Origin of the sequence: Shinella sp., from assembly GCF_049651085.1 — a bacterium.
Classification (GTDB): Bacteria; Pseudomonadota; Alphaproteobacteria; order Rhizobiales; family Rhizobiaceae; genus Shinella.
Genome location: NZ_JBASBL010000007.1, coordinates 157,092 through 170,052, shown reverse-complemented (window position 1 = coordinate 170,052; position 12,961 = coordinate 157,092). Strand labels below are relative to the sequence as shown.

Here is a 12,961-nt window from a genome sequence, read left to right as displayed (position 1 = left end):
TAGCACTTATTTTTCTCATGACAAGGATGTGGTTCAGGCGGCGGCTTTCATCTCGATGATCTGGATGAGGTTTCCGCAGGTATCGTCGAACACTGCCATCCGCACAGGCCCGGCATCCATCGGCGCCTGTGTGAAGGACACGCCGAGCGACAGCAGCCTTTCATGCTCGGCATCGATGCTATCGACCATGAAGGAGGTGATGGGAATGCCGTCGGCCACAAGCGCCTCCTTGTAGGGCGGCACGGCCGGATGGCCGCTCGGCTCCAGCAGCAATTCGGTGCCCTCGGGATTTTCCGGCGAGACGACGGTGAGCCAGCGGTCGGCTCCGATAGGCACGTCGTGCTTCACCCTGAAGCCCAGCACGCGGGTATAGAAATCCTCGGCTTTCGCCTGATCGTCCACGGGGACGCTGGTGATGTAGATTCGCATGACACTTCCTTTCTAGAGATGGCTGTGAAGCCATTGTTCGACGGCCTGCTGCAACGGGCCGGGATTCAGCGAATGAAATTTCGTGCGGCCCGACCACTCAATGCGGATGAGGCCGGCCTTTTCCAGCGCATCGAGATGCTGCGTCACCGCCTGCCGCGATAGCGGCGCACCATCCTGCGCAAAGGAATGGGCGCAGATTTCGAACAGCGACTGACGCGGCCGCGCGCGCAGGCGATCCATGATCCTGCGGCGGGTCGGATCGCCGAGCGCCTTGAAGATGCGGTCGAGGTCGTCGTCTGTCATGCGGAGAATATGCAATAGAATTATTGCACGTCAAGATGCGCGCCTGCGCATGGAAAGAAGGCCCGGACGCAGGGACGTCCGAGCCTTCGGGTGGGGATGAGCCTCTCTCGTCCGGTGATCAGAAGGTCTCACATCGCCTTTCCCGCCGCTGTTCCGCGAGGAACACATAAAAAGGCCGCCCGGAACGGAGCCGGGCGGCCTTTTCTCAATGGAGGCGATTGGATCAGGCGACAGTGGTCTTGACGTCGAGATTGCCGCGCGTGGCGTGGCTGTAGGGGCAGACGACATGGGCCTTCTTGACGAGGTCCTCGACCACGGCCTTGTCGACGCCCGGCACGGACACTTCGAGCGCAGCCTCGATGCCGAAACCGCCGCCGTCTTCGCGCGGACCGATGCCCACGGTGGCGGTGACCTTGGCGTCATCCGGGATCTTCACCTTCTGCTGGCCGGCGACGAATTTCAGCGCGCCGAGGAAGCAGGCGGAATAACCGACGGCAAAGAGCTTTTCCGGGTTGGCGCCGGACGCGCCATCGCCGCCGAGTTCCTTAGGAACCGTCAGCGTCACGTCGACGGTGCCGTCTTCCGTTGCGCCATGACCGGCGCGGCCGCCGGTTGCGGAAGCCTTGGTCCTGTAGAGAATGGGCATGAATGTCTCCTTCCTTCGGTTGATGACGGACATAGGTAGCGCAAAATTAGATTGCGCGCAATATGATTTTGCAAATTGCAATTTTGGCCGCTTGTGCGACAATGGCAGCATGATCGACAAACATGACGAAGCTGAGACGGACGATAGTGCGCCGACGGGGCCGGGAGGCATGCTGGCGCTCGATGCGCAGCTCTGTTTTGCCGTCTATTCGGCCGCCCACGCGCTGAACCGCACCTACAAGCCGCTGCTCGATCCCTATGGCCTCACCTATCCGCAATATATCGCGCTGATGACGCTGTGGCAGGAAGACGGGCGCACGGTGAAGACGCTCGGCGCGAAGCTGGGGCTCGATTCCGGCACGCTCTCGCCCGTTCTCAAGCGACTGGAGGCGGCCGGTTACATCCACCGCACCCGCGACAAGAGCGACGAGCGGCAGGTGCTGGTGACCCTCACCGACAAGGGCCGCGCCATGGAGCGCGAGGCGCTTGCCATCCGCATGGCCATCGGCAAGGCGACCGGCTGCTCGCTGGAGGCGTTGCAGGCGCTGACCGGCGAACTCCAGATGCTGACCGAGCGGCTGGAGGCGGGCCAGGCGGGCGACGACGCGGCCTGATGGCGGCTCCCGCCTTCCGCCCCGGCCCCTCTTCTGCATAGAGCGGTGAAATTGCTGAAGGTTTGCGGCCGGGCCTGCCGGATGCAGGGTTGCAAAGCGCCGCATACACAATTTCGAAACCCCGTTCCACATTCCCCCTCCCTTTCCGCAAAACCTTCGCCATAGTGGCCGCATGTCCACGATTCGTCCGCTGATTCCCCTTCTCGTCACTGCTGGCATCCTCATCGGGGGCAATGGCCTGCAAGGCACCTTCATCGCACTCAGGGCCTCGCAGGAAGGGTTCTCCACCTCTCTCATCGGCTTCCTCGGCGCGGGCTACAGCATCGGCTTTGCCATCGGCTGCATCTATGTGACGCGCGTGCTGCGCGCCATCGGCCATATCCGCGCCTTTTCCGCCATGGCGGCGATCGCCTCGGCCTCGGCCATCGCCATGGTGCTCGTCATCGATCCGCTCTTCTGGTTCGCCATGCGCCTCGTCGCGGGCATCTGTTTCGCCAGCCTGTTCGCCACCGTCGAAAGCTGGCTGAACGCCTCCGTCACCAATGCCAACCGGGCGCGCACGCTCTCCATCTACCGCTTCGTCGACTTGGGCTCCGTCACGGCCGCGCAATATCTCATTCCCGGCATCGGCATCGGCGGATTCGAGCTTTTCGCCATCGTCGCCATGGCGCTGTCGCTGTCGCTGGTGCCGATCTCGCTGGCCGACCGCTCCAGCCCGACCGTGCCCGAGGCGATCCGCTTCGACATCAGGAAACTCTGGAACATCTCGCCGCTCGCCACCGTCGGCTGCATCGTCGTCGGCCTCACCAATGCGTCCTTCCGCAACCTCGGGCCGATCTACGGCCATGATATCGGGCTTTCGGTGACGGCCATCGCCAGCTTCATGAGCGCCGGCATCGTCGGCGGCGTGGTGCTGCAATATCCGCTCGGCCTCTATTCCGACAGGCTCGACCGGCGCCTCATCATTCTCGTCGCGACGCTCGGCTCGACACTTTCGGCGCTCTACCTCGCCTTCTTCGCCGGCAGCGACGAACTGAGGAACCTTGTCGGCATCTTCATCTTCGGCGCTTTCGCCATGCCGCTCTATTCGCTCTGCTCGGCCCATGCCAACGACCACGCAGGCGAAGGCGAGCATGCGCTGGTTTCCGCCGGCATGCTGTTCTTCTGGTCCTGCGGGGCGATCATCGGTCCGCTCTTCGCCTCGGTGCTGCTGCAGTTCTTCGGGCCGCAGGCGCTGTTCCTCTACACGGCCGTCGTGCTTGTCGCCTTCATGGTCTATACGGTGCTGCGCATAAACGTGCGTCCCGCCGTGCCCGCCGGCGAACGGCGCAGCCGCTTCCGCAACCTGCTGCGCACCTCCTTCTTCTTCAACAAGCTCGCCGCCTCCGACAAGGACCGCAACGGCGAGCAGTGACGCTGCGGCAATCTGGTCAACGGCCGCTTATTGCTGAGCATCTGTCTCAGGTTTAAAAAGCGCGTGACGCACCGGAGGGATTGCCATGCTGACACGCCGCACGCTGATGAAGGGCGCACTCGTCGCCGGGGCCTATGCCGGCGGGCTCGGCCTTGCCGGCCGCCTTGGCGGGATGGCGAGCGCGCAAGCGGCCATGCCCTTGGTCGCCCGCACCGGCGAGGCGCTGATCACCGACAAGGGGCCGACGAAGGGCGTCATGACCTATGGCGAGGGCGAAGTGCCGCCGGTGCTGCGCATGCGGCGCGGCGCGGCCTTCAACCTGCGCCTCGACAACCGGCTCGACGAGCCGACGACGATCCACTGGCACGGCCTGCGCATCGATAACAGGATGGACGGCGTGCCGTTCCTCACCCAGCCCTATGTCTATACCGGCGACGGCTTCGACTATGCCTTCACGCCGCCCGATGCCGGCACCTTCTGGTATCATCCCCATTGCAACACGCTGGAACAGATGGGCCGCGGCCTTGCCGGCCTCGTCGTCGTCGAGGACCCGGCCGACCCCGTCTTCGACGCCGAGATCGTGCTCAACCTGCGCGACTGGCGGCTTGGCGGCGATGGCCAGTTCATCGCCCAGTTCAAGCCGCGCGACGCCGCCCGTGCCGGCACCTTCGGCACCGTGCGCACGGCCAACTGGCGTCAATCGCCGCAATATGACGCGCCGGCCGGCGGGCTGGTGCGGCTGCGTCTTGCCGCGACCGACGTCACCCGCATCCTGGCGATCGTGGTAGAGGGTGCCGAGGCGCAGGTCATCGCCGCCGACGGCAATCCGGTGGCCGAGCGCTTCGTGCCCGACCACCTCCTGATCGGCCCCGGCCAGCGGCTCGATCTCGTGCTGCGCATGCCCGACGCGGAAGGCGCCATCGCCACGCTGAGGGATCTGCGCGGCACCAGGCCGGCGACGCTCGCCACCTTCCGCGCCGTCGGCGCCTCCCTGAAGCGCCATATCGGCGACCTGCCGGCATTGGCGGCCAATTCCCTGCCCGAGCCGGACCTTTCCGCCGCCACGCAAATTCCCTTCATCCTCAGCGCTTCGGCGGAGGAGCGCCCGAAGGACGGCATCTGCGGCTCGCTCGGCTACAATTTCTGGGCCATCAACAAGGTGCCGTGGGCGGACGATACGGGCGACCCGACCGCCCCGCTCGCCGAGATGAAGGCGGGCAAGACCTATATCTTCAACGTCGAGAACCCGACGCCGCAGGTGCATCCGCTCCATCTGCACGGCCTCGTCTTCCGGCCGATGAATTCCAACAAGCAGCAGCTGCGCCCGCATTTCTCCGACACCTACCTCATCCTGCCGGACGAAAAGGTGCAGCTCGCCCTCGTCGCCGACAATCCGGGCGACTGGGTGTTCCACTGCCACATCATCGAGCACCAGAAGACCGGCATGACGAGCTATGTGCGGGTGACGTGAGGTTTGGCGGGGGTCAAGTTTTCGATTGTGGCAAAACGGTGGAACGTCTAAAGCTGCCCGATCAAAAATTTCAAGAAAAGTCCGCGCGAGCCCCATGCAGATCATCGAAACCACCGCAGCCCTTCGCGACGCCTGTGAGACGCTCGCCCGTTCCGAATATCTGACCATCGACACGGAGTTCCTGCGGGAGACGACCTTCTGGCCGGAACTGTGCCTGGTCCAGCTTGCAGGCCCCGAGATCGAGGTGATCGTCGATCCGCTCGCCAAGGACCTCGACCTGACGCCCTTCTTCGAACTGATGGGCAATCCGGCGGTGCTGAAAGTGTTCCATGCCGCGCGGCAGGACATCGAAATCATCGTCAACCGCGGGGATCTCATTCCCCACCCGATCTTCGACACCCAGGTCGCCGCCATGGTCTGCGGCTACGGCGACAGCGTCTCCTACGACCAGCTCGTGCAGAAGATCAAGGGCGTGCATATCGACAAGTCCTCGCGCTTCACCGACTGGAGCCGCCGCCCGCTGACGGAAAAGCAGCTCGAATATGCGCTTGCCGACGTCACCCACCTGCGCGACGTCTATCTGGCGCTGAAGGAAAAGCTCGAGGAGGCCGGCCGTTCACTTTGGCTGACCGAGGAAATGGCGGTCCTTGAATCGCGCGCCACCTACGACCTGCATCCCGACGACGCCTGGAAGCGGCTCAAGATGCGCGTCAAGAAGCCGATGGAACTGGCCGTGCTGCAGAAGGTCGCCGCTTGGCGCGAGCGCGAGGCCCGCAGCCGCAACGTGCCGCGTTCGCGCATCCTGAAGGACGACACGATCTACGAGATCGCCCAGCAGCAACCAGCCGATTCCGAGGCGCTGGCGCGCCTGCGCACCATCCCGAAGGGCTGGGAGCGCTCGCAATCCGGCGCTGCGCTGCTGGAGGCGATCGGCGAGGCGCTGGCCATCCCGAAAACCGACCTGCCCCGCCTGCCGCGCCAGAGCCACGTGCCGGAAGGCGCCGCCTCGGCAACCGAGATGCTGAAGGTTCTCCTGAAGATCGTCGCCGAGAAGGAAGGCGTCGCGGCCAAGATCATCGCCAATTCCGACGATCTCGAAAAGATCGCCATCGACGGCGAGGCGGCCGAGGTCGCGGCCCTGTCCGGCTGGCGCCGCGAGCTGTTCGGCGAAACCGCCCTCAGCCTCATCGGCGGCAAGGTGGCGCTGCGCTTCGTCGACAAGAAGATCGAGGCGGTGGAGCTCTAGCCTCCCGAACGTCCAGCTTTGCGCTTTTTTGTCCGCCGGGCCGAACCCGGCTGGACAGTACCGGCATGACGTCCGGGCGCTTCGCTGCGCTTGCCGGCGAAAGGCGGGCCTGACCCCGAGGCCCGTCACGAAAGCGATATCCAACTGTCAAGCAGCGGTCATCTGCGGGTCCTATCAACTGGCGTCGCTTTGCCAACCCATGGGGATAGTATGACCAAACATCTTTTCACCACCGCCGCGCTTGCGCTTCTGATGACGACCACCGCCCTTGCCGCGGAACAGGAGTTTCCGGCCAAGTTGAAGGCCCATGCGATCCTGCCGGCCAACACCATCATCGCCGCGCCGGCGGACGCTGCCGACTACCTCAAGACCTCCGGCAAGTTCACCACGGCGGACCGCAAGCGCACCGAAGCGCTCGGCACCGTCATGGGCAAGGACGGCGTGCGCGAGACCGGCCTTTCGCTGCCCTTCGACGGCCAGCCGATGCAGGGCTTTTCCGGCATCAAGGCCATGCAGGACGGCACCTTCTGGACGCTCTCCGACAACGGCTTCGGCAACAAGCTGAACTCGACCGACGCCATGCTGATGCTCCATCACGTCCGCTTCGACTGGGACAAGGGCACGATGGAGCCGATCACCACCGTCTTCCTTTCCGATCTGGACAAGAAGGCGCCCTTCCCCATCGTCATGGAAGGCGCGGCCACGCGCTATCTCACGGGCGGCGATTTCGACGTCGAATCCATCCAGCCGGTGGCAGACGGTTTCTGGGTCGGCGAGGAATTCGGCCCCTACATCCTGAAGTTCGACCTTGCCGGAAAGCTGACCGACGTGATCGGCACGCAAGTCGACGACAAGCCGGTCACGTCGCCGGACAACCCGACGCTTGCCGTCCAGGCGGACCCGTCCAAGAAGATGCCCGCCTTCAACCTCAAGCGCTCCGGCGGCTATGAGGGCCTTGCCATGTCGAAGGACGGCAGCAAGCTCTACGGCCTGCTGGAAGGCCCGCTCTGGGTCGACAGCGAGAGCGTCGAGCAGGCGGACGGCCGCCCGGCGCTGCGCATCATCGAACTCGACGTCGCTTCCAAGGCATGGACGGGCCGCAGCTGGCTCTATCCGCTCGCCGAAGGCGGCGAGGCGATCGGCGACTTCAACATGCTGGACGAAACCACGGCGCTGGTGATCGAGCGCGACAACGGCGTCGGCACGGCCGACAAGGCCTGCGCCGATCCGAAGGACCCGAAGCCGGACTGCTTCGCACCCGCCTCCAAGGTCAAGCGCATCTACAAGATCGCCATGACCGAGGAGAACGTCGGCAAGGCCGTGCGCAAGATCGGATATATCGATCTTCTGAAGATCGCCGACCCGGACAACAGGAAGCGCCAGGGCGGCGGCGACGGGTTCTACGACATGCCGTTCCTGACGATCGAGAATGTCGACCGCGTGGACGAAACCCACATCATCGTCGGCAACGACAACAACCTGCCCTTCTCGGCCGGCCGCGCACTCGACAAGGCAGACGACAACGAGTTCGTGCTGCTCGAAGTGGGTGAGCTTCTGAAAGCCGAGTGATCAGGCCAGCGGCAGCGTCTTCGGGCGCTGCCGTCTCTTTTCAATGGCCCGCCATATCTACCGCGGATCGACAAGCTGCAGGATGAGCTGGTGCACGTTGCCGCCCTCGCTCAGTTCGACCTGATCGAAATCGCGGCTGCGGGCGCGCTGGGCCTGCGAGAGTTCGCCGAGACGCGCCTGGAGCTGCGGGCGGATCTTCTTGCAGTCCGGGTCGTTCTCGACCGTCATGCCGACGCTCATCGCCTCGATCTCCTTCACCATGTCCCTGATGAAGTCGCCGTGGATCTTTTCATGCGCGGTCACCCCGGAAATGAAGGTTTCCCAGCGGCTTTGCAGCGGCCCGGAAAGCTTCGATTTCAGCTTCGGCAGGGTGTAGGTGATGATCAGCTTCGGCTTGTTGACCGTGATCACGCAGGCATTGCCCTGCCGCTCGTATTTGCGCGTCCAGGTGAGCTTGAAGCCGGTATGGGCGATGACGCGGGCGACGCCGAGCTTGGGGCCGCGTTCGCCAATCGACTGGTAGATTTCCAGGCCCGTCGTGCCCTGCACCGTGTAGGGCTCGACGCGCTCGACCGCCTGCCAGCCGTCAGCCGCAGCGCTTCCTGCCACGAACAGGCCGGCAATGAAGGCGAGCGTCGGCAGGGTCCGCATGGCGCGCCTCACAGGAACCGGAAAGCGAGCTTCTTGCCGGTCAGCTTGGCAAGCTGCTGGAGACGGCCATCGAGCCGTTCGCCGGCAAGCTCGCTATAGTCCGCCGGCACGACGAGTTCGAGGTCGGTATCCGGCCCCTCCGACTTGCGGAAGGCGATATTCGGCACGACGCCCGGCATGGAGGCGGAGAAGAGATAGACGACGCGCAGCAGGCCACCGACGATCTTGGCGAGTTCGCGCAGGCGCGGTGTCGCGACGCCCGCCAGCGAACTGCTGACGGCATCGTCGTTCAACCCCTCGAAACGGTAATAGTTGGTCAGCGCGATGAAGGCGCGGCCGGGATGGGTGATGCCGATGAAGGTGCCGTGCGCGATGAGGTTCAGCGCCTGCAGGCCGCGATAGTCGGGATGCGCCCGCCAGCTGATATCTGCGAGCAGGCAGGCCGCCTCGCGGTAGCGCCGCTCCTCCTCGTTCTCGGTAATGCCGAAGAGCGGCATCATGCGGCCGGTCCATTCGGCCAGTTCGCGCGCATGTTCCGGCGAGCGGGCACGCAGGATGGCCAGTTCGCTCGCCGCCGACAGCAGCGGATCGCGCGCCTTTTCCCGCTCGGGCAGCAGCGAATAGAGATAGCCCTCGCGCACGCCCTGCGCGGAGAAGAAGATCCGCGACGGTTTCATGATGGCGATCGCCTCCTGCATGGCGACGGCGCCGAACGGCAGGAGGTTGCGGCGGCTCTTGGAGATGGCCGCATAGGCCGGATCCTTCGGCTCCCTGGCCGTGACGATATCCGTCAGGAAATCCATGGCGTCGGAGAAGCCGAGTTCGTAGCCCTGCATCATGTGCAGCGGATAGTTCTGCACCTCCATGTGCAGCTTGCCGATGGCGCGCCAGGTGCCGCCCACGGCGTAGAAGGCACGGCCCTCGCCGCGCTTCAGCAGGTTTGCGGTGCGCAGGTATTTGCGCGCGACGATCCGCGCCTGCGCGGCCGATCCACCGGAGGCTTCCGACAGCCGCAGGCCGCCGAGCGGCAGCGTGATGCCCTTGCCGATCATGCCGCCGGCAATGTCGCTGAGTTCGAGCGAGCCGCCGCCGAGGTCGCCGACGATGCCGTCGGGATAGTGGAAGCCACTGACGATGCCGAGCGCGGAGAAATAGGCTTCCTCCTCGCCGGTCAGCACGCGAACCTTCTGGCCGAGGATCATTTCCGCCTTGTGGATGAAGTCGGGGCCGTTTTCCGCCTCGCGCGCGGCGGCAGTCGCCAACGCGAACATGGTGGAGGCACGGGCCTGTTTCGACAGGGCCCTGAAACGGTGCAGGGCGGCCAGCGCCCGCTCGACGCTCGCCTCATCCATGCGGCCGGTCCTGGCGAGCCCCTTGCCGAGGCCGCACATGACCTTCTCGTTGAAGAGAATAGCGGGAGAGCGGTTCATGCCCTCGTAGATAACGAGGCGAATCGAGTTGGAACCGATATCCACGACTGACACCGGGGCAATTCCAGGCAGACGCCCCTGGGCTTCAGACTCAACCATGCATATCCAGTTTACTTCTTCCGGCGGCCTTGCCAGCCCGCGATCGCCTTCGGTGCGCTGGACTTCAGGGCTTCGCCCCGGCCGGACAGGCTGGGGTTGGTCATGAAGTAGTGCTGAGCGTTGAACGGCTCGGCGCCGGGCTGCACTTCCATGCGCCGGGACGTTCCGTCCGCAAGAATCTCGTAGCTCTGCTGGTTATCGATGAGATTGCCCAACATGATCTGCGAGAGAACCTGCTCATGCACAGTCCGGTTGATCAGAGGCACAAGTGTCTCGACGCGCCGGTCCAGGTTTCGCGGCATCATGTCCGCGGAGCTTATATAGACCAGCGCCTTGTCCGAGGGAAGCCCGTGACCGTTGCCGAAACAGAAGATGCGGGAATGTTCCAGGAACCGGCCGACGATCGACTTGACACGGATATTGTCGGAGAGCCCCGGCACCTGCGGGCGCAGGCAGCAGATACCGCGCACCACGAGATCGATCTCCACGCCCGCCTGGCTGGCGCGGTAGAGCGCATCGATGATCTCCGGATCGACCAGAGAATTCATCTTCATCCAGATCGCCGCAGGCGCACCGCTCTTCGCATGCGCGATCTCCTCGTCGATGTGACGCAGGATGCGCGGGCGCAGCGTATAGGGCGAGAAGGCGAGCTTCATGCCGGCTTCCGGTTCGCCGTAGCCGGTGATGAAGTTGAAGATGTTCGCCATGTCGCTGGCAATGGTCGGGTTGCAGGTAAAGAAGGACAGGTCCGTGTAGATCTTGGCGGTCACCGGATGGTAGTTGCCCGTGCCGAGGTGGCAATAGGTGCGAAGCCTGTTCTCCTCGCGGCGCACCACCATCGACATCTTGGAATGGGTCTTCAGCTCGATGAAGCCGAAGACGACCTGCACGCCGGCGCGCTCGAGGTCGCGCGCCCAGCGGATGTTCGCCTCCTCGTCGAAGCGGGCCTTGAGCTCGACGAGCGCCGTCACCGACTTGCCGGCCTCGGCCGCGTCGATCAGCGCACGCACGATCGGGCTGTCGTTGGAGGTGCGGTAGAGCGTCTGCTTTATCGCCAGAACGTCAGGATCGTGCGCAGCCTGGAGAAGGAACTGGACCACCACGTCGAAGCTTTCGTAGGGGTGGTGGACGACCATGTCTTTTTCGCGGATGGCGGCGAAGCAGTCTCCGGCGTGTTCACGGACGCGTTCGGGAAATCGGGCATTGTAGGGCTCGAACCTCAGGTCGTCGCGCGGAGCCTTGGCAATCTCCGACAGCATGTTGAGGGCGAGCAGGCCCGGCAGGATGGCGACGCGATTGTCCGGCACGCCGAGCTCGCCGACCACGAAACGGCGCAGCGATTCCGGCATTTCGGAATCGGTCTCGATGCGGATCACCGACCCGCGGCGGCGGCGCTTCAGCGCGGTCTCGAAGAAGCGCACGAGGTCTTCCGCCTCTTCCTCCACCTCGATATCGCTATCGCGGATGATACGGAAGGTGCCCGAGCCGCGCACGATATAGCCGGGGAAAAGCTTCCCAATGAAGAGGCCAACGGCATCCTCCAGCGTGATGTAGCGGATGGCGCCCTTGGCGTCGGGCAGACGGATGAACCGATCGAGCGCCACCGGCAGGCGCAGCAGCGCCGTCATCGGTTCCTTGCCCATGGTGCTTTCGAGCTGGAGGCCGATCGAGAAGCCGAGGTTCGGAATGAAGGGGAACGGATGCGCCGGGTCGATGGAAAGCGGCGTCAGCACCGGGAAGATCGACTGGGTGAACTCCTGCTGCAGCCAGACCTTGTCATCGCTGGACAGCGCCGTCGGGCGGACGATCAGGATGTCTTCCTTGGCGAGATACTGCTGCAGCACGGCAAAGGATGCCTGCTGTTCCATCTGGAGATTGTCGATCTCCTTGAGGATGCCGTCGAGCTGTTCGGCCGAGGTCTTGCCGTCGGGGCTGCGGATACCGACGCCCTGGCGGACCTGCCCTTCAAGGCCGGCGACACGCACCATGAAGAACTCGTCGAGGTTGGCCGCCGAGATCGACAGGAAACGCACGCGCTCCAGCAGGGGATGCGCGGTGTTCAGCGTTTCCTCAAGGACGCGACGGTTGAACTGGAGCCAGGAGAACTCGCGGTTGATGAAACGCTCGGGGCTTGCCATCAGAGCGGCGAGATCAACGGTCTCCCCTTCCGGCGCGCCATTCTCGGCGGGATTTTCCTGGGAGAGATCAGAAGTCGCTGTATCCATTGAAGGTTCCGCCCACTTTGCCGTCAGCCCGGCCGAATATCCGGCGCGGTTTCGAACGGAGAACAATTTCTGCTTTTCCTCGAAGCGCTTAGCGCAGTTTGACGACAGAACTGTGACAGTCAATGCTTGCGGTGAAAACTCCGGTCGCGTTTGCGCACTCAGTCCGCCAAATCTTCGCCGCCGATCATCTCGCCGAGCACTTCCTGCGCCAGCGTGCGGGTGATGCGGCTGCCGCGGGCAAGCGCCAGACGGTCGAGGCGCTCCACCAGCGTCTGCGCGGCTTCCAGCGAGCGCTCCATGCGCGCGACGATATAGGCGACCAACTTTTCCTCGACGAAGAGCTGTCGGTCGGCGAAGAGCTTGACGATGACCTGCGACAGCAATTCGTCGTCCGGCTCGCCGATCTCGACCACCGTCGCCGCCTTGAGGCGCGAGCGCAGGTCCGGTAGCTCGACCGGCCAGGACATCGGCCAGAGCCGGCTTGTGATGAGCAGCGTATGGCCGTGCTGGCGGACATTGTTGATGATGTGGAACAGCGTGCGGTCGTCGAAACCGGCGCGGTCGGCATCCTCGATGAGAACCGGGCCGAGCTCGGCCGCCTGCTCGGCGCCCTGCCCCGCCCTTGCCTCCACGGGCGTTGCGCCGGCCTTTTCGCGCCAGATGGCGGCGAGGTGCGATTTTCCCGAGCCGACGGGGCCTGCGATGATGACGACCGGCGCAGGCCAATGCGGCCAGGCGTCGATCATCGCGACCGCCGCATTGACAGGTTCGGCGATCAGCAGATCGTCGCGTCCCGTCGCGGGGTCGTGCTCAAAGGCCAGCGGCAGCTGTTCGGCGGTCTTGCGCGAAGTCATGGGTCTGCTCG

General features: G+C 64.4%; 12 protein-coding genes. 5 read left to right on the top strand and 7 right to left on the bottom strand.

The window, feature by feature from the left end; genetic code table 11:
• Positions 1-33 precede the first annotated feature (33 nt).
• The 3 genes from WA950_RS04085 to WA950_RS04075 form a co-directional block, all read right to left on the bottom strand.
• Positions 34-429, bottom strand: a complete 396-nt coding sequence (locus WA950_RS04085; protein ID WP_424550401.1) for a VOC family protein — start codon at positions 427-429, stop codon at positions 34-36.
• 12 nt (positions 430-441) lie between these two features.
• Positions 442-732: an ArsR/SmtB family transcription factor gene (locus tag WA950_RS04080; RefSeq protein WP_424550400.1), complete on the bottom strand. Its 291-nt coding sequence runs from the start codon at positions 730-732 to the stop codon at positions 442-444.
• A 223-nt stretch (positions 733-955) separates the two neighbouring features.
• The gene (locus WA950_RS04075; RefSeq protein ID WP_424550399.1) at positions 956-1,378 is read right to left on the bottom strand and encodes an organic hydroperoxide resistance protein; all 423 of its coding nucleotides are present in this window, start codon (positions 1,376-1,378) and stop codon (positions 956-958) included.
• Between the two features lie 169 nt (positions 1,379-1,547).
• Between WA950_RS04075 and WA950_RS04070 the strand changes: the two genes are divergently transcribed.
• The 5 genes from WA950_RS04070 (at position 1,548) to WA950_RS04050 (ending at position 7,691) form a co-directional block, all read left to right on the top strand.
• Entirely contained in the window at positions 1,548-1,991 is a 444-nt protein-coding gene (locus WA950_RS04070; RefSeq protein WP_424550538.1) for a MarR family winged helix-turn-helix transcriptional regulator, read from the top strand.
• A 172-nt stretch (positions 1,992-2,163) separates the two neighbouring features.
• Positions 2,164-3,405, top strand: coding sequence for an MFS transporter (locus WA950_RS04065; RefSeq protein ID WP_424550398.1), 1,242 nt, complete (start codon positions 2,164-2,166; stop codon positions 3,403-3,405).
• 79 nt (positions 3,406-3,484) lie between these two features.
• On the top strand, positions 3,485-4,876 hold the full coding sequence (locus WA950_RS04060) for a multicopper oxidase family protein (protein ID WP_424550537.1): 1,392 nt from the start codon (positions 3,485-3,487) through the stop codon (positions 4,874-4,876).
• A 100-nt stretch (positions 4,877-4,976) separates the two neighbouring features.
• On the top strand, positions 4,977-6,122 hold the full coding sequence (rnd, locus tag WA950_RS04055; protein WP_424550536.1) for a ribonuclease D: 1,146 nt from the start codon (positions 4,977-4,979) through the stop codon (positions 6,120-6,122).
• Between the two features lie 210 nt (positions 6,123-6,332).
• Positions 6,333-7,691 (top strand): esterase-like activity of phytase family protein, encoded by a 1,359-nt coding sequence (locus WA950_RS04050; RefSeq protein WP_424550397.1) that lies wholly within the window; start codon positions 6,333-6,335, stop codon positions 7,689-7,691.
• A 57-nt stretch (positions 7,692-7,748) separates the two neighbouring features.
• Here WA950_RS04050 and WA950_RS04045 read toward each other — a convergent pair whose 3' ends face one another.
• The 4 genes from WA950_RS04045 to hdaA all read right to left on the bottom strand — a co-directional run bounded on the left by WA950_RS04045 (position 7,749) and on the right by hdaA (position 12,950).
• On the bottom strand, positions 7,749-8,342 hold the full coding sequence (locus WA950_RS04045) for a DUF922 domain-containing Zn-dependent protease (protein ID WP_424550396.1): 594 nt from the start codon (positions 8,340-8,342) through the stop codon (positions 7,749-7,751).
• 8 nt (positions 8,343-8,350) lie between these two features.
• Positions 8,351-9,871, bottom strand: coding sequence for a Ppx/GppA family phosphatase (locus WA950_RS04040; RefSeq protein WP_424550395.1), 1,521 nt, complete (start codon positions 9,869-9,871; stop codon positions 8,351-8,353).
• A gap of 11 nt (positions 9,872-9,882) precedes the next feature.
• Positions 9,883-12,096 carry an RNA degradosome polyphosphate kinase gene (locus WA950_RS04035; RefSeq protein WP_424550394.1) on the bottom strand — a complete coding sequence of 738 codons (2,214 nt, stop codon included), beginning with the start codon at positions 12,094-12,096 and terminating at the stop codon, positions 9,883-9,885.
• Between the two features lie 158 nt (positions 12,097-12,254).
• Positions 12,255-12,950: a DnaA regulatory inactivator HdaA gene (gene hdaA / locus WA950_RS04030; RefSeq protein WP_424550393.1), complete on the bottom strand. Its 696-nt coding sequence runs from the start codon at positions 12,948-12,950 to the stop codon at positions 12,255-12,257.
• Positions 12,951-12,961 lie beyond the last annotated feature (11 nt).

Bases quoted from the DNA above. Each gene is read 5' to 3' on its own strand.
- WA950_RS04080 (WP_424550400.1), bottom strand. From the start codon at position 732: ATGACAGACGACGACCTCGACCGCATCTTCAAGGCGCTCGGCGATCCG.
- WA950_RS04085 (WP_424550401.1), bottom strand. From the start codon at position 429: ATGCGAATCTACATCACCAGCGTCCCCGTGGACGATCAGGCGAAAGCC.
- WA950_RS04035 (WP_424550394.1), bottom strand. From the start codon at position 12,096: ATGGATACAGCGACTTCTGATCTCTCCCAGGAAAATCCCGCCGAGAAT.
- hdaA (WP_424550393.1), bottom strand. From the start codon at position 12,950: ATGACTTCGCGCAAGACCGCCGAACAGCTGCCGCTGGCCTTTGAGCAC.
- WA950_RS04050 (WP_424550397.1), top strand. From the start codon at position 6,333: ATGACCAAACATCTTTTCACCACCGCCGCGCTTGCGCTTCTGATGACG.
- WA950_RS04075 (WP_424550399.1), bottom strand. From the start codon at position 1,378: ATGCCCATTCTCTACAGGACCAAGGCTTCCGCAACCGGCGGCCGCGCC.
- WA950_RS04040 (WP_424550395.1), bottom strand. From the start codon at position 9,871: ATGGTTGAGTCTGAAGCCCAGGGGCGTCTGCCTGGAATTGCCCCGGTG.
- WA950_RS04065 (WP_424550398.1), top strand. From the start codon at position 2,164: ATGTCCACGATTCGTCCGCTGATTCCCCTTCTCGTCACTGCTGGCATC.
- WA950_RS04045 (WP_424550396.1), bottom strand. From the start codon at position 8,342: ATGCGGACCCTGCCGACGCTCGCCTTCATTGCCGGCCTGTTCGTGGCA.
- WA950_RS04070 (WP_424550538.1), top strand. From the start codon at position 1,548: ATGCTGGCGCTCGATGCGCAGCTCTGTTTTGCCGTCTATTCGGCCGCC.